The organism is Sphingobium wenxiniae (genome assembly GCF_007830065.1).
GTDB lineage: Bacteria > Pseudomonadota > Alphaproteobacteria > Sphingomonadales > Sphingomonadaceae > Sphingobium > Sphingobium wenxiniae.
The window spans coordinates 81,300-102,554 of the sequence record NZ_VLKK01000006.1 but is presented as its reverse complement, the minus strand read 5'-3'; the positions used below and the strand labels follow the sequence as shown (position 1 = coordinate 102,554).

The window sequence follows — 21,255 nt, the reverse complement described above, 5'->3', positions numbered from 1 at the left end:
CGCTTTGCATTTGACAGCGCCGGACCCGCGGCTTAGCGCCAGGACCATGGCGACCATCCCCCCGCATGAAGACAGCCGTTTCGGCCTTCGCCGGCAGGTGCGCCTGACCGGTCCCTTGCGGCTGGACAGCGGGGCGATGCTGGGTCCGGTGGACATCGCCTATGAAACCTATGGCGCGATGAACGCGGACCGCTCCAACGCCATCCTGATCTGCCATGCGCTGACGATGGATCAATATGTCGCGTCCGAACATCCGGTGACGGGCAAGCCGGGCTGGTGGTGGCGGCTGGTGGGCGAAGGGAAGCCCATCGATCCGGCGCGGCATTTCATCGTCTGCGCGAACGTCATTGGCTCCTGCCTCGGCTCCAGCGGCCCGGCCAGCATCGACCCGGCGACCGGAGAGCCTTATGCGATGCGCTTCCCGGTCATCACCATCGCCGACATGGTGCGGGCGCAGGCGATGCTGCTCGACCATCTGGGCGTGGATCGGCTCGCGACCGTTATCGGCGGATCGATGGGCGGGATGCAGGCGCTCACCTGGCCGACGCTCTTTCCCGACCGGGTGGAAAGCTGCATCGTGATCGCGTCCACGGCGCGTCACAGCGCCCAGAACATCGCCTTCCACGAAGTCGGGCGGCAGGCGATCATGGCCGATCCCAACTGGCGCGGCGGCGATTATTATGCGGACGGCGTGACGCCCGGCGCGGGGCTGGCGGTCGCCCGCATGGCCGCGCACATCACCTATCTGTCCGAAGCGGGCCTCACCGAGAAATTCGGCCGCCGTCTGCAAGGGCGGAATGCCAAGACCTTCGGTTTCGACGCCGATTTCCAGGTGGAAAGCTATCTGCGCCATCAGGGATTGAGCTTTGTCGAGCGGTTCGACGCGAACAGCTATCTCTACATCACCCGCGCCATGGATTATTATGACATTGCGGAGGATCATGGCGGATCGCTGGCCCGCGCCTTCACCGCCAGCCGGGCGCGTTTCTGCCTCGTCAGCTTCGATACGGACTGGCTTTATCCCACGGCGGAATCGCGCGTGATCGTCCATGCGCTCCATGCCTCGGGCGCCAAGGCGAGTTTCGTGGAACTATCCAGCCCCTTCGGCCATGACGCCTTCCTGCTCGAATGTCCCGAACTCAACCGGGTGGTGGACGGTTTCCTGAAAGGCGGCCGGGCGTGAGCGCGCCTCTGCGCCCCGATCTGGCCCTGATCGCCCGCACGGTGACGGTGGGCGCGCGCGTGCTGGACGTGGGTTGCGGTGAGGGCGCGCTGATGGCGGCGCTGCGCGATGCCAAGCAGGTGGATGCGCGCGGGCTGGAGATCGACGGCGGCAATGTCGCCTCGGCCGTGGGGCGCGGCCTGTCGGTGGTGCAGGGCGACGCGGACATCGACCTGGCCTATTATCCCGACCAGAGCTTCGACTATGCGATCCTGAGCCAGACCCTGCAAACGACCCGCCGGCCCGACCGCGTGGTCGAGGAATTGCTGCGGATCGGCAAGCAGGCGTTCGTCTCCTTCCCCAATTTCGCGCATTGGCGCGGGCGGCTGTCGCTGATGTGGGGCGGGCGGATGCCGGTGACGCGGCTATTGCCCGACACATGGTATGACACGCTCAACATCCACCATGTGACGGTCGACGATTTCCGCGCGCTGGTGAAGGAACGGGGCTGGGCCATCGACGGCCAGTGGTTCCTGAAAGGCGACAAGGAAACCACTCATGCGAACGCGAACCTGTTCGCCGAACATGCGGTGTTCCTGCTGCGGAAATAGCCGCGTGGAGGGTCAGCGCTCCCGGGTCGCGCTGAACTTCACGTCGGGGTGGCGTTCCTGCTGATAGCTGACGTCCCACGCGCTTTTCGCCATGAAGACGAGGTTGCCGTCGCGGTCCCGGGCCATGTTCGCGCCGTTGAACGACACCAGTTCCCTGATCGCGGCGTCGCTCCCCGAAATCCAGCGCGCCGTGTCGAAGGGCGAGGGTTCCAGCATGGCGGCGACCTTATATTCCGCCTCCAGCCGCGAGATCAGCACGTCGAGCTGGAGCTGCCCCACCACGCCCACGCTCCACGCGCTGCCGATTTCAGGATAGAAAACCTGGATCACGCCTTCTTCGGAAAGGTCGTCCAGCGCCTTGCGAAGCTGCTTGGTCTTGGTCGGGTCCTTGAGCGCCACGCGCCGCAATATTTCCGGCGCGAAATTGGGCAGGCCGGTGAAGCGCACGCCTGCCTTCTCCGACAGTGTATCCCCCACCCGCAGCGTCCCGTGATTGGGAATGCCGATGATGTCGCCCGGAAAGGCTTCGTCCGCGATTTCCCGGTCCTGCGCGAAGAAGAGGATCGGCGAATGGACCGCGATCGGCTTGCCGCTGCCCGAAGGTGTCAGCTTCATGCCCCGCCGGAACTTGCCGGAGCACAACCGCATGAAGGCGATGCGGTCGCGATGCTGCGGGTCCATATTGGCCTGCACCTTGAAGATGAATCCGGTGACTTCGCTGTCCTCCGGCTCCACCGGCGCGGGCTCGGCGGGCTGGGCGCGGGGCGGCGGCGCGTGCTGGCTGAGCGCGTCGATCAGTTCGTTGACACCGAACAGCTTGAGCGCCGATCCGAAATAAACGGGGGTCAAATCGCCATGGCGATAGGCCGCCAGATCGAAATCGGCATAGCCGCCCACGGCCAATTCGGCTTCCTCGCGCAGCTTTTCCAGTCCCTCCGCAGACAGATGCTCCGCAAGGGCATCGTCGCGCAGGCCCTCGACAAAGACCTCCTTGCCCTCGAACTCCTTGCTCGGCCCGGTGGGCTGGCGCAGGCGGTTCTTCGCAAAGTCGTAAATCCCCTCGAATGTCCCGCCCATGCCGACCGGCCAGCTCATCGGGCACACGTCCAGCGCCAGCGCATCTGCAACCTCATCCAGCAGGGCGAAGGGGTCGCGTCCCTCCCGGTCCACCTTGTTGATGAAGGTGATGATGGGCACGTTCCGCAGGCGGCACACCTCGAACAGCTTGCGGGTCTGCGGCTCGATCCCCTTGGCGGCGTCGATCACCATCACCGCCGAATCCACCGCCGTCAGCGTGCGATAGGTATCCTCGGAGAAATCCTCGTGCCCCGGCGTGTCGAGCAGGTTGAAGGTGACGATGTTCCCGTCCCTGTCCGGCCGCTCGAACGTCATGACCGAAGACGTCACGGAAATGCCGCGCTGCTGTTCGATCTTCATCCAGTCGGACCGGGCGCGCCGGTTCGCGCCGCGCGCTTTCACTTCGCCCGCCAGATGGATCGCGCCGCCTTCCAGCAGCAGCTTTTCCGTCAGCGTGGTCTTGCCGGCGTCGGGGTGGGAAATGATCGCGAAGGTGCGGCGGGAAGGTGTCGTCATGGGCTGCCCCTATAGCGAAAATTGCCGCCCGCGCCAGACGCGCTCTCAATCCACCAGCGCCACGTCCATTCGGAACTGCCGAGATGCGCCGGGGGCAAGGCGCATGATCCCCGGCTTGTCCCACACGTCGCCGGTAAAACCGACCGGATCGGCCATCCCCGCCCACGGTTCGACGCACAGATAATGCGCGCCCGGCTTCTGCCACAGGCCCAGCCATGGCGTGTCGGGAAAGTCGATCTTCAACCGCCTGCGTCCCGGCACGCCCCAGATCAGGCTGCGGCTTTCCAGCCGGTCCCAGATCAGCGCGTCCCCTTCGAACATCGCATGGGTCGGCGCGAGCGTGTCGCCCTTCACCGGCGAGGCGACGCCGTCCCGCCCGATCAGGCCGGGTTCATGCCCGACCTTGCGGATTGGCGCGGGTTCGGCTTTCTCGAAGACGATGCGATGGTCCTCGACGCCGCCGCCATAGGGCAGGGGCCAGGCGAAGGCCGGATGATAGCCGAAGGAAAAGGGCATGTCCGCCCCGCCCCGGTTCGTGACCGTCGCCGTCATGCGGAGCGATGCGCCCTCCACCGCAAATCCCATGTCGAGCCGGAAATCGAACGGATAGGCCGCCCGCGTCTGCGCGTCCGCTTCCAGCCGGAAGGTTGCGCCCTCCTCCGTCCGTTCCACCTGCGCAAAATGCCTGTGCCGCGCAAAGCCGTGCTGCGGCATGGGATATTCGTCCCCGTCCAGCCGCCAGGCATCGCCCCGCGATCGCCCGACAAAGGGAAAGAGCAGCGGCGCGTGGCCCGTCCACCAGCGTGGATCGGCGTCCGTCATCAGCGCGCCCCCCTCCGCGTCCGTCAGCGACCATAGTTCCGCGCCTAGGGGGTGGATGGCGGCGCGCAGCCTGTCCGAACCGATGCTCACCAACTGTTCCGTCATGGGCTTCTCCTGCTATGCCCGGTTGCATAGCCGGTGGGTGTCCCCCTGTCTGCCGGTGCGATGAAGCATTTCGAAACGGAACCGATTCGACTTTGCTTTTGTTCTCTTTGCAGGGAGACATGCATGATGAAGATGATTGGAACGGCTGCGCTTTTCCTTGCGCTCGCCGCCCCTGCCTCCGCGCAGGAAAAGAAGGACGACACGCTCAACAAGGCCGGTCAGATCGCCACCCAGCCAGTGCGCGACGTCGGCCTGGACAAGGACAAGATTCCCGAAGTGCTGCAAAGGGCGGTCGAATATCCTTATGCGCCGCCGGGTTCCCGCACCTGCACGGCGCTCAATGCCGACATGACGGAACTGAACGGCGCCTTAGGGGCGGATTTCGTCGCCGACCGGCAGGAAAATGAAAACCGCACCGGCAAGATCGCCGAAGCGGTGGGCAAGACGATCGTCAACGCGCTGATCCCCTTCCGGGGGCTGGTCCGCGAGGTTAGCGGCGCGGCCCCGGCCGAACGGCGGCTGGAAGCGGCTGTAGCGGCGGGTATCGCGCGGCGCGGCTATCTGCGCGGCATGGCGGTGGCTAAGGGATGCAAGATCACGGCAACCGTGCCCCCACCCCCGCCCAAGGAAGAGAAGGACCGCAAATAGGCGGCGTTCCTCCTTGCATCTTGGCGGCTGTGTGGTTCGCGGCTTTGCGATGATTGGTTTCGGCCATTTTCCGCCATTCAATGCCCGTCATCCCAGCGAAACCCGGGATCTCATTTAGGCTTGGTTGCGCCTACGAAGAAGAGAGATGCCAGCTTTCGCTGGCATGACGGAAGAGGGGATGCTGCAACGTCCGAAAACCACCCGAAACGCCATCCAGCGCAGCGATTTGCAGGCACCATAACCGCCTATGCTCCGGGTCGCAGGCGCATGCATCCCTATCCCCGCAACGTCCCGCCCAGCTTCTCCGCCGCCTTCACCACTGCGCTGCTGATCGCGTCCAGCTCTTCCTGAGAGAAGCTCTTTTCGCCCGGCTGCAACGTCACTTCGACGGCGAGCGACTTGTGCCCTTCCTCCACGCCCGGCCCGACGAACATATCGAACAGCCGCGCCTCGACAATGGCCTTCTTGTCCGCGCCCCGCACGGCGCGGACCAGCGCATCGGCTTCCAGCGCCTGCGGGACGAGGAAGGCGAAGTCGCGCTTCACCGCTTGCAGCGCGGGCGGCGCATAGGGCGCGCGCATGAAGCCCGTCCTGCGCTTCGCCGGGATCGCGTCGAGAAAGATCTCGCCCGCGACGACTGTGCCAGTCAGCCCGAACAGCCTGGCGAGGCTGGGGTGCAGCACGCCATATTCGGCCAGCACCGTCTTGGGGCCAAGCCGCAACGTGCCCGACTGGCCGGGATGATAAGCGCCCGACGCTTCGCCGAAGCTTTGCAGGTTCGCGACGGGCGCGCCGGCGGCGGCGAGCAGGGCGGTCACTTCGGCCTTTGCGTCATGCGCGCCGAACGGCTGCGCCTTGCCCGTCTGCCAGCCGCGGGGCGTCTTTTCGCCCGCCAGCACGAAGCCGACGGTGGCGCGTTCCCAGCTTCCATCCTTCTGGCCGGTGAAATAGCGCCGCCCCAGCTCGAACAGCCGCACGGAGGCCGCGCCGCGATCCATGTTGCGCCGCGTGGCCGACAGCAGGCCGGGCAGCAGAGACGGCCGCATGACCTTCAGCTCTTCGGAAATGGGGTTGGCCAGCGTCCAGTCGCCGCCGCCCACGGATGCGGCTTCCTTTTCGGAGAGGAACGACCAGTTGATCGCTTCGGCCAGCCCCCGTGCGGCGGCGGTGCGGCGCACGCGGCGCTCGACCATCTGTTCGGCGGTCGCGGTCGGCCGCGCCACGCCCGGCGCGCGGGGCAGGGGCGTGGAGGGCACCTTGTCCAGCCCCACGATCCGCACGACTTCCTCGACGATGTCGGGCCAGCCGTCCACGTCGCGCCGCCATGTCGGCACGGTGATCGTCCACGCGCCCGCCTCTCCGGCCACGCCGAAGCCCAGGCTTTCAAGAATGCGCTGCTGCTCGTCCGCCGCGACATCCACGCCCGCCAGCGCAAGGCATTGCGCCGGGTCGTAGGAGATCGTGCGAGGCGCAAGCGGCGGCGTCCCCGCGCGTGTCGGTTCGCTGGGCGTCCCGCCGCACAGCTTCACCACCAGATCGGTCGCAATGGACAGCCCATCGTCGAGGAAAGCCGGATCGACCCCGCGCTCGAACCGCCCGCGCGCATCGCTGGTGAGGCCCAGTTTCTGCCCCGTGACGGCGATCCGCTCCGGCGTGAACCAGGCGCATTCGATCAGCACATCGGTCGTGGCATCGGTGGCGCCCGAATGTTCGCCCCCCATGATGCCGCCAATGTCATGCACCGCCGCATCGTCGGCGATGACCGTCATCGTCTCGTCCACGGCGTAGGTCTTGCCGTTGAGCGCCAGCACTTCCTCACCCGCCTTGCCCTTGCGCGCGACAAGTCCGCCTTTCAGCGTCGCCATGTCGTAGACGTGCAGCGGTCGTCCCAGATCAATCATCACATAGTTGGTGATGTCGACCAGCGTGCTGATGGGCTTTTGCCCCACCGCTTTCAGCCGCCGCGCCATCCATTCGGGCGACCGGCCGTTGGCTATGCCACGAACGGTCCGGGCGAAGAAGGCGGGACAGCCCTCGACATCGTCCGTCCGCACGTCCGGCCCGGGCCCTGAACCCTCGACCACCGGAATGGCGAGCGGCTTCATCGTCCCCAGCCCCGCCGCCGCCAGATCGCGCGCAATCCCGCGCACGCCCATGCAGTCCTGGCGGTTGGGCGTGATGCTCACATCGATTACCGGGTCATCAAGCCCCGCCCATTCGGCATAGACCTGCCCCACCGGCGCATCTCCGGCCAGCTCGATGATGCCGTCATGATCCTCGCCCAGTTCCAGCTCGCGGAAGGAGCACATCATGCCGTTCGATTCGACCCCGCGAATGGCGGTCTTTTTCAGCACCATGCCATTGACCGGCACCACTGCGCCTTCGACGCCGAACACGCCGACCAGCCCGGCCCGCGCATTGGGCGCGCCGCAGACCACCTGCAAGGGGTGCCCGTCGCCCTGATCTACGGTCAGCACCTGCAACTTGTCGGCCTGCGGATGGCGCTCGGCGGTCAGCACTTTCGCGATGCGGAACGCGCCAAGCTTTTCCGCCGGGTTCTCCACATCCTCGACCTCAAGGCCGATGTCGTTCAGCGTCTTGAGTATGGCGGACAGGTCCGCATCGGTATCCAGATGCGTCTTGAGCCAGGAAAGGGTGAACTTCATGCGCCCACTCCTCCGCTCAGCGTGGGGACATCCAGCGCGGAAAATCCATAGTGCCGCAGCCAGCGCAGATCGCCGTCGAAGAAAGCGCGCAAGTCGTTCATCCCATATTTGAGCATCGCCAGCCGATCGACGCCGGTGCCGAAGGCGAAGCCCTGCCATTCATCGGGGTCGAGTCCGCAGGCTTCGATCACCCGGCGATGGACCATGCCGCTGCCCAGCACTTCCAGCCAGCCGCCGTCCGGCGCATTGCCGTCGCCGCCGATCACCCGCTGGCCGTTCATCAGCGTATAGCCGACATCGACCTCCACCGACGGTTCGGTGAAGGGGAAATAGCTGGGGCGCAGGCGCAGCACGATATCCTCGCGCTCGAAGAATGCCTTGAGGAACGTCTCCAGCGTCCATTTGAGGTGGCCCAGCGTGATGCCCTTGTCGATCACCAGCCCTTCGATCTGGTGGAACATCGGCGTGTGCGTCGCGTCGCTGTCGCTGCGGTAGACGCGGCCCGGCGCGATGATGCGGATCGGCGGCGGCGTGGCCGTCATCGTGCGGATCTGCACCGGGGATGTGTGGGTGCGAAGCAGCATCTTCGTCCCGTCGGGCGCATCAGGGAAATAGAAAGTGTCGTGCATCGCCCGCGCCGGATGCGTCTCGGGAATGTTGAGCGCGGTGAAATTATGCCAGTCGTCCTCGATCTCCGGCCCGGTCGCGACGGAAAAGCCGAGGTCCGCGAAAATCTCCGCCAGTTCGTCCATCACCTGCGATACGGGATGCACCGACCCCTGCGGCCCGATGTCGGCGGGCAGGGTCATGTCGATCCGCTCCGACGCCAGCCGCGCGTCGAGCGCCGCCTGCTCCAGCGCCGCTTTCTTCTCGGCCAAGGCGGCGGTCACGGATTCGCGCAGATCCTGGATCGGGGGGCCTTTCTCCAGCCGTTCCTCCGGCGACATGGAACCCAGCGTCTTGAGCAGGCCTGTCACCACGCCGTTCTTGCCCATGGCGCCGACACGCAGCGCCTCGACGGCTTCCAGCGTGTCGGCATTGTCGATATCGGCCAGCAGGCCCGCTTTGAGTGCGCTGATTTCCGTCATGATCTTCCCATAGCCATATGGCTGAACGTGCCCGCGCCTTAGCGGGGCTGGGGCGGCAAGAAAAGGGTCAGGCGCGCGCCCAGCAATGCGCCCCGGCCCTTCCCAAAACAAAAGGGCGCCGGAAGCATCTGCCTCGGCGCCCTTTTTGCGATCGGATGATCGACTGGTTCAGGCCGCGGGCAGCGCAGCCTTTGCCTGGGCGATGATGGCGCTGAACGCCTCGCCTTCGTGCATCGCGATGTCGGCCAGGACCTTGCGGTCCAGTTCCACGCCGGCCAGCTTCAGGCCGTGCATGAACTGCGAATAGGTCAGACCTTCCGCGCGGACGCCGGCGTTGATGCGCTGGATCCAGAGGCCACGGAAGGACCGCTTCTTCACCTTGCGGTCGCGATAGGCGTACTGGCCGGCCTTTTCGACGGCCTGACGAGCAATGCGGATCGTGTTCTTGCGACGGCCATAATAGCCCTTCGCCTGTTCCAGAATCCTCTTGTGCTTCGCCTTGGTGGTCGTGCCACGTTTTACGCGTGCCATGTGCCCTGCTCCTTACTTGAGGCCGTAGGGCGCCCAGAGGCGCACATGAGCCACATCGGCATCGGACATGACCGACGTACCGCGATTCTGGCGGATATATTTCGCATTGTGGCTGATTAGCCGGTGACGCTTGCCAGCGACGCCGTGCTTGACCTTGCCGGAAGCGGTGAACTTGAAGCGCTTCTTCACACCGCTCTTGGTCTTGAGCTTGGGCATTTTCGTCTCCTTTTTCAGCGCGACGATCTCGGACGGCCACGGCAGCCCTTTTTAGCCGGGCAGTCCTTCCTTAAATATCGCGAAAGGCGCGCCATAATGACAAGGCGCCGGGAAGGCAAGGCGATTCGGAATGCCTTGCCCGATCCGCGGTCGTCGCTGCCGGGCGCGGCAGATGAGGAGCAGGCGGATGTCGGAAGAGGACATGCACATCCACAGGGTCGGCTGGTCGCGCTGGAGCGTGCTGACCGACGACATCACCCGCTGCGAAGTGGACGCTATCGTCAATGCGGCCAATGGCTCTCTCCAGGGTGGGGGCGGCGTGGATGGTGCGATCCATCGGGCGGCGGGGCCGGATCTGCTGGCCGAATGCCGCACGCTGGGCGAATGCCCCGTCGGCGAGGCGAGAATCACCGGCGGCTATCGCCTGCCCGCGCGCCATGTGATCCATACTGTCGGTCCGGTGTGGCAGGGCGGGGATGAGGATGAAGCCCGCCTGCTTGCGTCCTGCTATCGCTCGGTGTTCCATCTGGCGCGGGAGCATGGGCTGCGTTCCCTGGCTTTTCCCGCGATCTCAACGGGTGCGCACGGCTTTCCGAAGGAGGAAGCAGCGCGGATTGCGGCCCGGACGGTGCATGACGAACTCCATGCGACGCCCGATTCCTTCCGGCACATCATGTTCGTCTGTTTCGATGAGCCGACGGCGGCGGTGTTCGACGCGGCGGTACGGGACGTGACCGGGCCTCGCTATTGAGGGTCAGTGGCCCTCATGCCCCTGCGCGAGCGCTTCGATAATGTCGTCCACGCGCGCGGGGTCGCCCGCCGCGATGACGCGCCCGTCGCTCTGCGCATCGATCGGTTCGCCCGTCCAGTCGCACATGCGCCCGCCCGCGCCCTCCACCACGGGGACGAGCGCAGCGATATCGTGCAGTTTCAATCCCGCCTCGACCACGATATCGACATGGCCCGACGCGACGAGGGCGTAATTATAGCAGTCGCCGCCCCAAACCGTGTCCCGGCATTGTCCGGCGAGACGCGAGAAATGCTCGCCGGTGCAGCCGGGGAAATATTGCGGCCCGGTGCTGGCGACGATGGCTTCTTCCAGCGACCGGCAGGCGCGTGTCCTGACGGACTTGCCGTTGAAGGTCGTGGGCTGACCCATCATCCCGGCCCAGCGTTCCTTGGCGATCGGCTGGTCGATGATGCCGACGGTGGGCCACCCCGCCTGCGTCAACGCGATCAGCGTGCCAAAGATCGGCCGCCCCGCCACGAAGCTGCGCGTGCCGTCGATGGGGTCGAGTATCCACACCCGCTCCGCATCCTCGCGGGTTGCGCCATATTCCTCTCCGATGATGCCGTCGCCGGGGCGTTCCTTTTCCAATATGGCGCGGATCGCGGCTTCGGCGGCCTTGTCCGCTTCGGTGACGGGCGACTTGTCCGACTTGAACTCCAGGTCGAAGCGCGCGCGGAAGAAGGGACGGATGGCGTCGCCGGCGGCGTCGGCAAGGCGGTGGGCGAGGGTCAGGTCGTCGCGGGTCGTCATGCGCTCCCGCCTAGCGGCAAAGCAGGCTTCGCGCTAGGCTGATGCGACAGACGAGTCCCGCCAGAGGAGGACAAGATGCCCGGTTCCCCCGTCATTCCGTGCCTGCGCTATACGGACGCGCCCGCCGCCATCGACTTCCTGTGCGAAGCCTTCGGCTTCGAGCGCCACGCCATTTATGACGACGCCGACGATCCCAACATCATCCATCACGCGCAACTGGTGCTGAACGGGGGCATGGTGATGCTGGGCAGCGTCAAGGACATAGAGGGCGAATCGCTCTACACCTGGTCGACGGCGCGCGATCTGGGCGGGGTGACCGGCTGCGTCTATGTCGTGGTGCCCGATCCCGACGCCCATTGCCTCCATGCCCGCAATGCCGGTGCGGTCGTGGTGCAGGAGCCGCAGGATAATGACGGCTATCCGGGGCGCGGCTATACCGCGCTCGATCCGGAAGGCAATGTGTGGAGCTTCGGCAGCTACGATCCCTGGGAGGGCGTGGTTTAGGGCTTCCGTAACCTCATCGCGCTAGCCTGGCCCCGCAATGCAAAGGGAGGCGCAGGTGGCGCTGATCGGCTGGATATTGAGTTTCGTCTTCCTGTTCGCGGGACTGGCGCTGCGGCAGGATATGCCGGTCGGCGGATCGGGCGCCTTGTCGGCATTGCTGCTGGCGATGGCGGCGCTTGCCTGCCCGATGGTCTGGCGCGACAGTCCGCTCGGCATTTCGCGCGGTCAACGGATCGCCGTCGCGCTCATTCTGATCTTCAGCGCGCCGGTGATCCTGCTGCCCGCCTGAAAGTCGCGCGGCGCGACTTTTCGATCAGTCGAACAGGCTGGAAACCGAGCTTTCGTCAGCGATGCGCTTGATCGCCTCGCCCAGCAGAGGGGCGATGGGCAGGTGGCGGACGCGGGCGGCATTGCACACGGCGTCCGTGCCCTGGATCGAATCGGTGATGACCAGCTCCGTGAGCGCCGACGCTTCGACGCGCGCCACCGCGCCGCCCGACAGCACGCCGTGGGTCACATAGGCGACGACCTCCTCGGCTCCCGCTTCCTTGAGCGCGGCGGCGGCGTTGCAGAGCGTGCCCGCCGAATCGACGATATCGTCGATCAGCACGCAGAAGCGGCCCTTCACGTCGCCGATGATGTTCATGACTTCCGATTCGCCCGCGCGCTCGCGCCGCTTGTCGACGATGGCGAGGGGGGCGTTGTCGAGCCGCTTGGCGAGCGCGCGGGCGCGCACCACGCCGCCTACGTCGGGCGACACGACCATCAGGTTGCGGTCGCCGAAGCGCGCCTGAATGTCGGCCGACATGACCGGCGCGCCGAACAGGTTGTCGGTCGGAATGTCGAAGAAGCCCTGGATCTGCCCCGCGTGCAGATCGACGGACAGGACGCGGTTGGCGCCCGCCGTGGTGATGAGGTTCGCGACCAGCTTGGCCGAGATCGGGGTGCGCGGGCCGGGCTTACGGTCCTGCCGGGCATAGCCGAAATAGGGGACGACCGCCGTGATTCGCTTGGCCGAGGCGCGTTTCAGCGCATCGACCATGATGAGAAGCTCCATCAGATTGTCGTTGGTCGGATAGCTGGTGGATTGCAGCACGAACACGTCTTCGCCGCGGACATTCTCGTGGATTTCCACGAAAACCTCTTCGTCGGCGAAGCGGCGGACGCTGGCGTCGGTCAGCGGAATCTCGATATAGTCGGCGATGGCGGCTGCCAGCGGCTTGTTGGAATTGCCGGACATCAGCTTCATGGCGAAAACCCCGTGACGGAATGATGACGATAGCGGAAATCGAGGCCCCTTTAGCGGCGCATGTCCCCGGTGGAAAGGCGCTTTTGCGCCTTGCGATAAAATGCTTTAGGGCCGGGCCATGACCGACAAACTCGTGATCGCCCTGGCCCAGATGACGCAGTCCATGGGCGGCCTTGCGGCCAATGCCGACGCCATGCTGGAATGGCGGGAAAGGGCGGCGGGCGCGGACCTGATCGTCTATCCCGAATTGCAGCTTATCGGCTATCCGCCCGAGGATCTGGTGCTGAAACCCGCGCTGGTCGACCGCGCCAATCATGAACTGGACCGGCTGGCCCGCGCGACGGCGGACGGCGGCCCGGCGATGCTGGTGGGCACGGTGGCTGCCTCTCAGGGCGTGCTGTTCAATGTCGTGGCGCTGCTCGAAAATGGCGCGGTCACGGCCATCCGGCAGAAGCGCGAGCTGCCCAATTATGGGACGTTCGATGAAAAGCGCCTGTTCGCGCCGGGGCCGCTGCCCGCGCCGATCGAATTTCGCGGCATCAGGCTGGGCGTCCCGATCTGCGAGGATATCTGGTTTCCCTTCGTCACGGCGCATCTCAAGGCGGAAGGGGCGGAAATCCTCATCAGTCCCAATGGCAGCCCTTATGAAATCGACAAGGACGACCGCCGGATCAACGCCGTCGCCGGAACGCGGGTGCGCGAAACGGGATTGCCGCTCGCCTATGTGAACCGTGTCGGCGGACAAGACGAACTGGTGTTCGACGGCGCGTCCTTCGTCATGAACGCGGACCTCTCCATCGCGCATCAGCTTGTGGACTGGGAGGAATCACTCGTCCTCACCACATGGGAGAAATGGGACGGTCAGTGGGTCTGCCTTCCCGGCGAGCGGCATGAACTCGACCCGCGCCCGGCCGACATCTATAACGCCATGGTGCTGGGCCTGCGCGACTATGTGAACCGCAACCGCTTTCCCGGCGTGGTGCTGGGCCTGTCGGGCGGCATCGATTCGGCCCTCTCCGCCGCCGTCGCCGTCGACGCGCTGGGCGCGGACCGGGTGTGGTGCGTGATGATGCCCTCGCGCTTCACCGGTCAGGAAAGCCTGGACGATGGCATGGAATGTGCCCGCCTGCTGGGCGTGCGGTATGACACCATTCCCATCGAACCGGGGATAGGCGCTTTCGATGCGATGCTCGCCGGCATGTTCGAAGGCCGTCAGCGCGACCTGACCGAGGAGAATATCCAGTCGCGCATCCGCGGCGTCACGTTGATGGCGCTGTCCAACAAATTCGGCCACATGCTGCTCACCACCGGCAACAAGAGCGAGATGTCGGTCGGCTACGCCACCATCTATGGCGACATGGCCGGCGGCTATTCGGTGCTGAAGGACGCCTACAAGACCACGGTGTTCGACCTTTCGCGCTGGCGGAACGACAATGTGCCCTCGCTCGGCCTCGGCCCTTCCGGTCCGGTGATGCCCGAACGCGTCATCTCCAAGCCGCCCACCGCCGAACTGCGCGAGAATCAGAAGGATGAAGACAGCCTGCCGCCCTATGAGGTGCTGGACCCCATCCTTTACGGTCTGGTCGAGGAGGAACTGTCGGTCGAGCAACTGGCCGCGCGGGGTTTCGACCGCGACACCGTGGCGCGGATCGAACGGCTGCTCTACATCGCGGAATATAAGCGGCGTCAGGCGCCTCCGGGCGTGAAGCTCGGCATCCGCAATTTCGGCCGCGACCGCCGCTATCCGATCACCAATGCTTTCCGGACCCTATGACTGTCATCACCCGTTTCGCGCCGTCGCCGACCGGCCATCTCCATGTCGGCAATATCCGCGCGGCGCTTCACAACTGGCTGTGGGCGCGCAAGAGCGGCGGCAAGTTCCTGCTGCGCCTGGACGACACGGATCTCGAACGCTCGCGCCCGGAATATGCCGACGCCATCCGCGCCGACCTCCAATGGCTCGGCCTCGCATGGGACCATGAAGCGCGCCAGTCCGACCGCTTCGCCCTTTATGAGGAGCAGTTCGAGGCGCTGAAAGCATCGGGCCATGTCTATCCTGCCTATGAGACGAGCCAGGAACTGGAACTGCGCCGCAAGGTCCTGTTGGGGCGCGGCCTGCCGCCTGTTTACGACCGCGCGGCCCTCAGCCTGACGGCGGAGGAGATCGCGGCCCATGAGGCGGAGGGGCGCAAGCCGCATTGGCGCTTCAAGCTGGATCATGAGCAGCCCATCGTCTGGACCGACCTGATCCGGGGCGAGCAGCGGTTCGATCCGAAATTGCTATCCGATCCCGTCATCCGCCGGGCGGACGGGTCATGGCTCTATATGCTGCCGTCGGTGATCGACGACATCGCCATGGGCGTCACCCATGTGTTGCGCGGCGAGGATCATGTCTCCAACACCGCGACGCAGATACAGATGTTCGCAGCCCTGCGCGCGCCGCTCCCCGCCTTCGCCCACGAGGCGTTGCTGACCGGCAGCGAGGGAAAGCTTTCCAAGCGCCTCGGATCGCTGGGGGTCGCGCATTTCCGCGAGATGGGGCTGGAGCCGATGGCCGTCCTCTCCCTGCTCGCCCGCCTTGGCAGCAGCGTGGCCATCGAACCCTTCGCCGATGTGCGGCCCCTGATTGACAGCTTTGACTTCGCCCATTTCGGCCGCGCCCCCGCGCGCTTCGACGAGGGCGAACTGGCGAGCCTCAATCAGAAGATCGTCCATATGCTCCCCTATGCGGCGGTGGCCGGCCGCCTGCCCGACGGCATGGGCGAAGCGGCGTGGGACGCGATCCGCCCCAATCTGGAAACGGTCGCACAGGCCGCCGACTGGTGGCGGATCGTCACCGGCCCCTTCGACGCGCCCGAACCGGCGGCGGAGGATCGCGATTTCCTGTCCGCCGCCCACCGCCTGCTCGCGGACATCCCCTTCGACGGCGGCGAATGGCGCGCGCTGACCGATGCGCTCAAGGCGGAGATGGGGCGCAAGGGCAAGGCGCTGTTCCTGCCGTTGCGCCGGGCGCTGACGGGCATGGATCACGGCCCGGACATGGCCGGCATGCTCTCGCTGATCGGGAAGGATGCGGCGTTGGCGCGGCTCAGTTCGCGCGCATAGCCTCCAGCGCGCGGCCCACCGCCAATATGCCTTCGGGCGAAGCGGCAAGGCCCATATGGGTGCAATCGACCTTTATCGCGCGGTCGCGCTCTCCCTTCCGGCCCTTCGCGCATTCGGGCAGGATCACGCCGTCGCGCGGCGACCATAGCGCCACGGTCGGCACCGGCGGCTTTTCCTCGCGGCGGCAGGCGAAGGGCGGGCAATCGACGGAATGGCCCGACACGAACTGATAGAGCCGCCAGGCATGATTGGCGCGCGGATCGCCGGAAAAGGGCGTGCCCATCGTCACCACGCCGCCGACCTTGTGCGCCGCGAACTTCGCATATTCGCGCGCGAAGAGGCCGCCCAGGCTCCACCCCACCAGCGTCACCTGCCCGCCGCTCGACCGGCGAATGGCATCGACCTGGCGGTCGATCTGCTCCAGGCTGTCGATCCGCGGCCCCAGATTGCGGCCCAGCCCCCAGCCATGCGCGTCGAACCCGGCGGCATTCAGCACATCGCGCAACGGCTCCATCCGTTGTTCTCCCGCCATCAGGCCGGGGATCAGCAGCACATGCCGCCCATCCCCCCTGATGGAGCGGGCGAGGTCAAGCCGGCTCTTGCGCGTGCGGGCGATGTCGAAAGGCAGCGACGCATTGCCGAGCAGATGCTGGATCGGCGGGCGCGCCGCAGCTTTCGGGCGACCGGCGAACCGGTCCTTCCAGAAAGTCGCAATGGCATCGGCATAAGGCGGCACGACAATGATATCCTTGTAGCCCCAAGGGCAAAGGTGACATTCTCGTGACAAACGCGCCGGACGTCCACGGGGTTCATCGCGGTGGGCATTCGGTTCGCCGATTGTGACAGTCAGGGAGCGGTTGCCCAGAGATTCGCCGCACCGGCCTGCGCGCTCTGGAGCGGGCGCGGTTCCAGAATGGCGGCGGTTTCAATGAGGTCGAGTGCCCGGCGCGCCTCCAGATAGCGCCGCGCCATCTGCATCCAGCGGTCGGCGGTGGCGCGATCGGGCATCCGCTCCACTTCGCTCAGCGCCGCGTCGACGCGGCTTCCGTCCATGTAGCGGACGGCGCGCTCCATCGCCGCCTGCGGGCGGGGCGAAGGCGTGGATGCGCGGTGGATGGTGATGAGCTCCCGCGCTTCATGCTCCAGCGCCTCCCACCAGCTTGCGTTGCGGGGCGGGGAAACCACTTCGCTGGCAATGCCGGCCAGCCCGCTGCGCAGATCGGCCAGCGTCACCGGCTCACGCGCAGCATTGATGATCGTGGCGACCGCGCGCGGCTGCGCCGAACCGAAACGCAGGCGCAACTGCCCCTCGACATAGCCGAGCGGCGCGCCGTTATCGAGCGCGCGCCGCGCCGCAAAGGCGACCAGCAGTCCTTCTGCGCGGGTGGCATAGCCCGAAGCGGCCTGCGCCTCCACTGTGATGCGGCTGAGCCGTTCCTCCAGTTGCGCGACCCGGCCGTCGAGCACCTGCGCGGCGTCGGCGCTGAGCGGGCGCATGGCGCTGCCGGACGTTGCCGCGCCGCCGGGCAGGGCGGCGGCCGTCCGGACCTGCGATCCGGCGCTTCCCCAGCGCTTCTGAAGGAAAGGCGTGGCCCAGATGGTGAGCGCCACGCCGATGACGAAGGCCAGGGCCAGCAGGATCAGCATCGTCCAGGGAACTCGCCCGCGCGCCACGGACGCTGGAGGCGGAGGGGCGATCGCGGCGCTTTCCTGTTCGCTCATCGGCGGCTTTTCTTCCATGGCGGGCAACTCATTCGCACAATCGGTGGGCAAGAGCCAGCATCCTGTCATCGTCGGGCCGTTCGGCGGCTCGCGTGCTTGCCCATCCGCCGCCGCAGGCCGCCAGCGCCGCCGGGCTGATCGCGACGATGTGGAAGCGGGATCGGCTTTCGAAGGGGAGGAGGGCGGCCAGCCGCTCGCCCGCGCGGGGAGAGTGGATCAGCAGGACCGTCTCCGAGCCGATGGCGTCTTCCAGCCCCTCGGCATCGGTTTCCATCATGTCGTAAACGGCGATTCGATGGAGGGCGAGCGGTCCCGCGTCCATCGGCGCGCTGTGGACGCCCGTGAGATGGAGCACCGTGCGATGCCCGTCCGCCGCGATCCGGGCGGCGATGGCGGTGCCGTCCGTCTCGCCCGCCGTCACGGCGGCAAGGCCTGCGCTCTCCATCGCCGCCGCCGTCGCGTTCCCCACGGCATAAGCGGGCAGGGCGCGATATATGGCAAGGTGCGGTCCCGCCAGCCGCGCCGCCTGCGCGCTCGTCAGCAGCAGGGCGTCGAACCTGCCGGGCGGCGGCGCCTCCCATGACAGCGCCTTCGCTTCGAACAGGGGCCAGCGGCGCACGATCAGGCCCAATTGCGCGGCCTTGTCCGCCGTTCTGCCCGCCCCCGGCTCGGGCCGCAGGATGACGAGCGGCCTCACGCCTCGAACAGGGCGCGCAGGGCCGGGCTGGCGCGATCCAGCAGCACCCGGCCCAGCGCCTCCGCCGCTTCCATGTCGCCCCGTGCTATCCGCGCTTCGCCGGCGACGGTCTCCTGCCCGTCCGCGCTCAATATCTCGGCGCGCAGATGGATGGCGCTCCCATCCAGCACTCCCAGCGCCGCGATGGGCGAATGGCATGTGCCTCCCAGCCCCCTGAGCACCCCGCGTTCCGCCATCACGCAATCGAACGTGTCCGCATCGTTGATCGCGCCCAGCAGGTCCAGCATCGCCGCATTGCCGCTCAGCGTCTCGATCCCCACTGCGCCCTGCGACGGCGCGGGCAGCATGGTGTCGAGGGGGATGATCGCCCCCACCTCGCTCCGTTCCAGCCGGTCCAGCCCCGCCGCCGCCAGTAGCGTGGCATGGGCTTCCCCCGCCGCCAGCTTGCCCAGGCGCGTCGCGACATTGCCCCGGAACAGGATGATCCTTGCATCCGGCCGCAGCCGCCTCACCTGCGCGGCGCGCCGGGGCGAGCTGGTTCCCACCACCGGATCGGCGGGCAGCGCTGCGAAGCTCTCCGTCCCGATCAGCTTGTCGCGCACGTCGGCGCGCGGCAGCATCGCGGCGATGCGGATGGCGTCGGGGCGGACCGTCTCCACATCCTTCATCGAATGGACGGCGAAGTCGATCTCGCCCGCCGCCAGCGCCCGGTCCAGTTCCTTGGTCCACAGCGCCTTGCCGCCGATCTCCGCCAGCGCCCGGTCCTGAATCCGGTCGCCGCTGGTCTGCACCACGACCGTCTCTATGGCGTCCCGCGCCCAGCCGAAGCGGGCGCGCAACGCCTCCACGGTCATGCGCGCCTGCGCCAGCGCGAGCGGGGAACCTCTGGTGCCGAGGCGCAATGGTCGATCACTTCCTGTCATATGCGGCTTGCTCTAATGGTCGGGCGCATTAGATGGAAGCGGCAATGACGATCATCCTCGGTCTGGAATCAAGCTGCGACGAAACCGCGGCGGCGCTGGTGACGGCCGAGGGGAAGATCCTTGCCCACCGCCTTGCCACGCAGGAGGACGCGCATCGCCCCTATGGCGGCGTCGTGCCCGAAATCGCGGCGCGCGCGCATGTGGAGGCGCTGGCCCCCCTGGTGGAGGCCGCGCTCGCCGATGCGGAACTGACGCTGGGCGATGTGGACGTGATCGCGGCGACGGCCGGACCGGGCCTGATCGGCGGGGTCATGGTCGGCCTCGTCACCGGCAAGGCGCTGGCCCATGCGGCGGGCAAGCCCCTGGTGGCGGTCAACCATCTGGAGGGCCATGCGCTCTCCCCGCGCCTTGCCGATCCGTCGCTGCAATTCCCCTATCTGCTGCTGCTGGTGTCGGGCGGTCATTGCCAGTTGCTCCATGTGCGCGGCCCCGGCGATTATGCGCGCCTTGCCACCACCATCGACGATGCGGCGGGCGAAGCCTTCGACAAGACGGCGAAGCTGCTCGGCCTGGGCTTTCCCGGCGGGCCGGCGGTGGAGAAGGCGGCGGCCAAGGGAAATCCCCGCGCCGTGCCGCTGCCGCGCCCGCTGCTGGGCACGGACGATCCGCATTTCTCCTTCGCGGGCCTCAAAAGCGCCGTCATGCGCGCCGCCCAGTCGGGCCAGTACAATTCGGAGGATATCGCCGCCAGCTTCCAGCAGGCCGTGGTCGATTGCCTGATCGACCGCACCCGCCGCGCTTTGAAGGCCAGCCCCGGCATCACCGCTCTGGTCGTGGCGGGCGGGGTCGCCGCCAATCAGGCGGTGCGCGGCGCGCTGACCGCGCTGGCGGGCGAGTTCGACCTGCCCTTCGTCGCGCCGCCGCTCTGGCTTTGCACCGACAATGCGGCGATGATCGCCTGGGCCGGGGCGGAGCGTTATGCGGCGGGTCTGGTGGACGATCTTTCCATTCCGGCCCGGCCGCGCTGGCCGCTCGACCCGGATGCGGAAAAGGCGCGCGGCGCGGGGGTGAAAGCATGAGGGCAGGCGTGATCGGTGCGGGCGCATGGGGCACGGCGCTGGCGCAATTGCTGGCCGCCGACGGAGCGCATGTGCGGCTCTGGGCGCTGGAGCCGGATGTGGTGGAGGCGGTGAACCGCGACCGTGCCAATCCGCTCTATTTGCCCGACATCTCGCTGAACGCCGGGATCGAGGCGACCAGCGACATGGCCGACATGGCCGACCGCGACCTGCTGCTCGTCGTCTGCCCCGCCCAGCATCTGCGGAGCGTCGTGGCGCAGGCGCCTGCGGGCGTGCCGCTGATCCTCTGTTCCAAGGGGATCGAAGCGGGCACCCATTTGCTGATGTCGGAGGTTGCCGCGCAGGCCCAGCCCCGATCGCCCATCGCTGTCCTCTCCGGCCCGACCTTCGCCAGCGAAGTGGCAAAAGGCCTGCCTACGGCCATCACCCTGGCCTGCGCCGATGCGGCGCTTGCCGCGCGCATCGCGGCGCGGATCGCGCGCCCGGCCTTCCGCCCCTATCTGTCGGACGATGTGATCGGCGCGGAAATTGGCGGCGCGGTCAAGAATGTGCTCGCCATCGCCTGCGGCGTCGCGGAAGGAGCGGGGCTGGGCCTTAACGCCCGCGCCGCGCTCATCAGCCGGGGCTTTGCGGAAATGACGCGCTTTGGCCTTGCGCGTGGCGCGCGGGTGGAAACGCTGGCGGGGCTTTCGGGGCTGGGCGATCTGGTGCTGACCTGTTCCTCCACCAACTCGCGCAACTTCTCTTTGGGCAAGGGATTGGGCGAGGGGCAGCCTGCCGCCGCGCTGCTCGCCCATCGGCGCACCGTGGCGGAAGGGGCGTTCACCGCGCCCGTGCTGCGCGAAGCCGCCCGCGCATCGGGCGTCGAAATGCCGGTGGTGGAGGCGGTTTGCGCCCTGCTGGAGGATGCCGCGCCCTTGCCGCAGGTGATCGACGCGCTGCTCGCCCGCCCGATCCGCGCGGAATAAGTTCGCCGCGCTGCCTTTTATCTTTT

Annotated in this window: 22 protein-coding genes; 10 read left to right on the top strand and 12 right to left on the bottom strand. The window is 66.9% G+C overall.

Going from position 1 to position 21,255, the window contains the following annotated elements:
* Positions 1–46: 46 nt before the first annotated feature.
* Both metX and metW read left to right on the top strand, forming a co-directional pair.
* Positions 47–1,183 (top strand): homoserine O-acetyltransferase MetX, encoded by a 1,137-nt coding sequence (gene metX / locus IQ35_RS09770; protein WP_145073003.1) that lies wholly within the window; start codon positions 47–49, stop codon positions 1,181–1,183.
* Positions 1,180–1,773 carry a methionine biosynthesis protein MetW gene (gene metW, locus IQ35_RS09765; protein WP_021245378.1) on the top strand — a complete coding sequence of 198 codons (594 nt, stop codon included), beginning with the start codon at positions 1,180–1,182 and terminating at the stop codon, positions 1,771–1,773. Before metX ends, metW begins: the two co-directional genes overlap by 4 nt.
* Before the next feature lie 12 nt (positions 1,774–1,785).
* On the opposite strand, the gene IQ35_RS09760 is transcribed toward metW, so the two are convergent.
* Together IQ35_RS09760 and IQ35_RS09755 are read right to left on the bottom strand one after the other, a co-directional pair.
* On the bottom strand, positions 1,786–3,366 hold the full coding sequence (locus IQ35_RS09760) for a peptide chain release factor 3 (protein ID WP_145073000.1): 1,581 nt from the start codon (positions 3,364–3,366) through the stop codon (positions 1,786–1,788).
* Between the two features lie 45 nt (positions 3,367–3,411).
* Positions 3,412–4,293, bottom strand: a complete 882-nt coding sequence (locus IQ35_RS09755) for an aldose 1-epimerase family protein (protein ID WP_145072997.1) — start codon at positions 4,291–4,293, stop codon at positions 3,412–3,414.
* Positions 4,294–4,419: 126 nt separating this feature from the next.
* Between IQ35_RS09755 and IQ35_RS09750 the strand changes: the two genes are divergently transcribed.
* On the top strand, positions 4,420–4,941 hold the full coding sequence (locus tag IQ35_RS09750; RefSeq protein WP_031291344.1) for a hypothetical protein: 522 nt from the start codon (positions 4,420–4,422) through the stop codon (positions 4,939–4,941).
* Between the two features lie 275 nt (positions 4,942–5,216).
* Here the strand turns inward: IQ35_RS09750 and pheT are convergent, their stop codons facing one another.
* From pheT to rpmI, 4 genes are all read right to left on the bottom strand, one after another.
* Positions 5,217–7,607, bottom strand: a complete 2,391-nt coding sequence (gene pheT, locus IQ35_RS09745; RefSeq protein ID WP_145072995.1) for a phenylalanine--tRNA ligase subunit beta — start codon at positions 7,605–7,607, stop codon at positions 5,217–5,219.
* The gene (pheS, locus tag IQ35_RS09740) at positions 7,604–8,695 is read right to left on the bottom strand and encodes a phenylalanine--tRNA ligase subunit alpha (RefSeq protein ID WP_145072992.1); all 1,092 of its coding nucleotides are present in this window, start codon (positions 8,693–8,695) and stop codon (positions 7,604–7,606) included. Before pheS ends, pheT begins: the two co-directional genes overlap by 4 nt.
* A 168-nt stretch (positions 8,696–8,863) precedes the next feature.
* Entirely contained in the window at positions 8,864–9,226 is a 363-nt protein-coding gene (gene rplT / locus IQ35_RS09735) for a 50S ribosomal protein L20 (protein WP_021245371.1), read from the bottom strand.
* A 12-nt stretch (positions 9,227–9,238) separates the two neighbouring features.
* Positions 9,239–9,442 (bottom strand): 50S ribosomal protein L35, encoded by a 204-nt coding sequence (rpmI, locus tag IQ35_RS09730; RefSeq protein ID WP_007689506.1) that lies wholly within the window; start codon positions 9,440–9,442, stop codon positions 9,239–9,241.
* A gap of 187 nt (positions 9,443–9,629) precedes the next feature.
* On the opposite strand from rpmI, the gene IQ35_RS09725 reads away from it, so the two are divergent.
* A complete protein-coding gene (locus IQ35_RS09725; protein ID WP_021245370.1) occupies positions 9,630–10,193 on the top strand; it encodes an O-acetyl-ADP-ribose deacetylase in 564 nt (187 codons plus the stop codon).
* A gap of 3 nt (positions 10,194–10,196) precedes the next feature.
* On the opposite strand, the gene hisN is transcribed toward IQ35_RS09725, so the two are convergent.
* Positions 10,197–10,982 (bottom strand): histidinol-phosphatase, encoded by a 786-nt coding sequence (hisN, locus tag IQ35_RS09720; protein WP_145072989.1) that lies wholly within the window; start codon positions 10,980–10,982, stop codon positions 10,197–10,199.
* Positions 10,983–11,057: 75 nt separating this feature from the next.
* Here hisN and IQ35_RS09715 point away from each other — a divergent pair, with 75 nt between their 5' ends.
* Positions 11,058–11,486: a VOC family protein gene (locus IQ35_RS09715; RefSeq protein ID WP_021245368.1), complete on the top strand. Its 429-nt coding sequence runs from the start codon at positions 11,058–11,060 to the stop codon at positions 11,484–11,486.
* A gap of 55 nt (positions 11,487–11,541) precedes the next feature.
* Complete coding sequence (locus IQ35_RS09710) at positions 11,542–11,775, top strand: hypothetical protein (protein ID WP_145073248.1); 234 nt, start codon at positions 11,542–11,544, stop codon at positions 11,773–11,775.
* Between the two features lie 24 nt (positions 11,776–11,799).
* Here IQ35_RS09710 and IQ35_RS09705 read toward each other — a convergent pair whose 3' ends face one another.
* Complete coding sequence (locus IQ35_RS09705; protein ID WP_021245366.1) at positions 11,800–12,735, bottom strand: ribose-phosphate pyrophosphokinase; 936 nt, start codon at positions 12,733–12,735, stop codon at positions 11,800–11,802.
* A gap of 118 nt (positions 12,736–12,853) precedes the next feature.
* Between IQ35_RS09705 and IQ35_RS09700 the strand changes: the two genes are divergently transcribed.
* Together IQ35_RS09700 and gltX are read left to right on the top strand one after the other, a co-directional pair.
* The gene (locus IQ35_RS09700) at positions 12,854–14,509 is read left to right on the top strand and encodes an NAD+ synthase (RefSeq protein WP_021245365.1); all 1,656 of its coding nucleotides are present in this window, start codon (positions 12,854–12,856) and stop codon (positions 14,507–14,509) included.
* Complete coding sequence (gltX, locus tag IQ35_RS09695) at positions 14,506–15,840, top strand: glutamate--tRNA ligase (protein WP_021245364.1); 1,335 nt, start codon at positions 14,506–14,508, stop codon at positions 15,838–15,840. The genes IQ35_RS09700 and gltX overlap by 4 nt, the downstream gene beginning before the upstream one ends.
* Here the strand turns inward: gltX and IQ35_RS09690 are convergent.
* From IQ35_RS09690 to hemC, 4 genes are all read right to left on the bottom strand, one after another.
* A complete protein-coding gene (locus IQ35_RS09690) occupies positions 15,824–16,576 on the bottom strand; it encodes an esterase/lipase family protein (protein ID WP_021245363.1) in 753 nt (250 codons plus the stop codon). The genes gltX and IQ35_RS09690 overlap by 17 nt on opposite strands.
* A 110-nt stretch (positions 16,577–16,686) precedes the next feature.
* Positions 16,687–17,580: a hypothetical protein gene (locus tag IQ35_RS09685; protein ID WP_021245362.1), complete on the bottom strand. Its 894-nt coding sequence runs from the start codon at positions 17,578–17,580 to the stop codon at positions 16,687–16,689.
* A gap of 10 nt (positions 17,581–17,590) precedes the next feature.
* Complete coding sequence (locus IQ35_RS09680) at positions 17,591–18,259, bottom strand: uroporphyrinogen-III synthase (RefSeq protein WP_145072987.1); 669 nt, start codon at positions 18,257–18,259, stop codon at positions 17,591–17,593.
* The gene (gene hemC, locus IQ35_RS09675) at positions 18,256–19,182 is read right to left on the bottom strand and encodes a hydroxymethylbilane synthase (RefSeq protein WP_031291336.1); all 927 of its coding nucleotides are present in this window, start codon (positions 19,180–19,182) and stop codon (positions 18,256–18,258) included. Before hemC ends, IQ35_RS09680 begins: the two co-directional genes overlap by 4 nt.
* A 44-nt stretch (positions 19,183–19,226) precedes the next feature.
* On the opposite strand from hemC, the gene tsaD reads away from it, so the two are divergent.
* Positions 19,227–20,261: a tRNA (adenosine(37)-N6)-threonylcarbamoyltransferase complex transferase subunit TsaD gene (tsaD, locus tag IQ35_RS09670; protein WP_031291334.1), complete on the top strand. Its 1,035-nt coding sequence runs from the start codon at positions 19,227–19,229 to the stop codon at positions 20,259–20,261.
* Entirely contained in the window at positions 20,258–21,229 is a 972-nt protein-coding gene (locus tag IQ35_RS09665; protein WP_021245358.1) for an NAD(P)H-dependent glycerol-3-phosphate dehydrogenase, read from the top strand. The genes tsaD and IQ35_RS09665 overlap by 4 nt, the downstream gene beginning before the upstream one ends.
* Positions 21,230–21,255 lie beyond the last annotated feature (26 nt).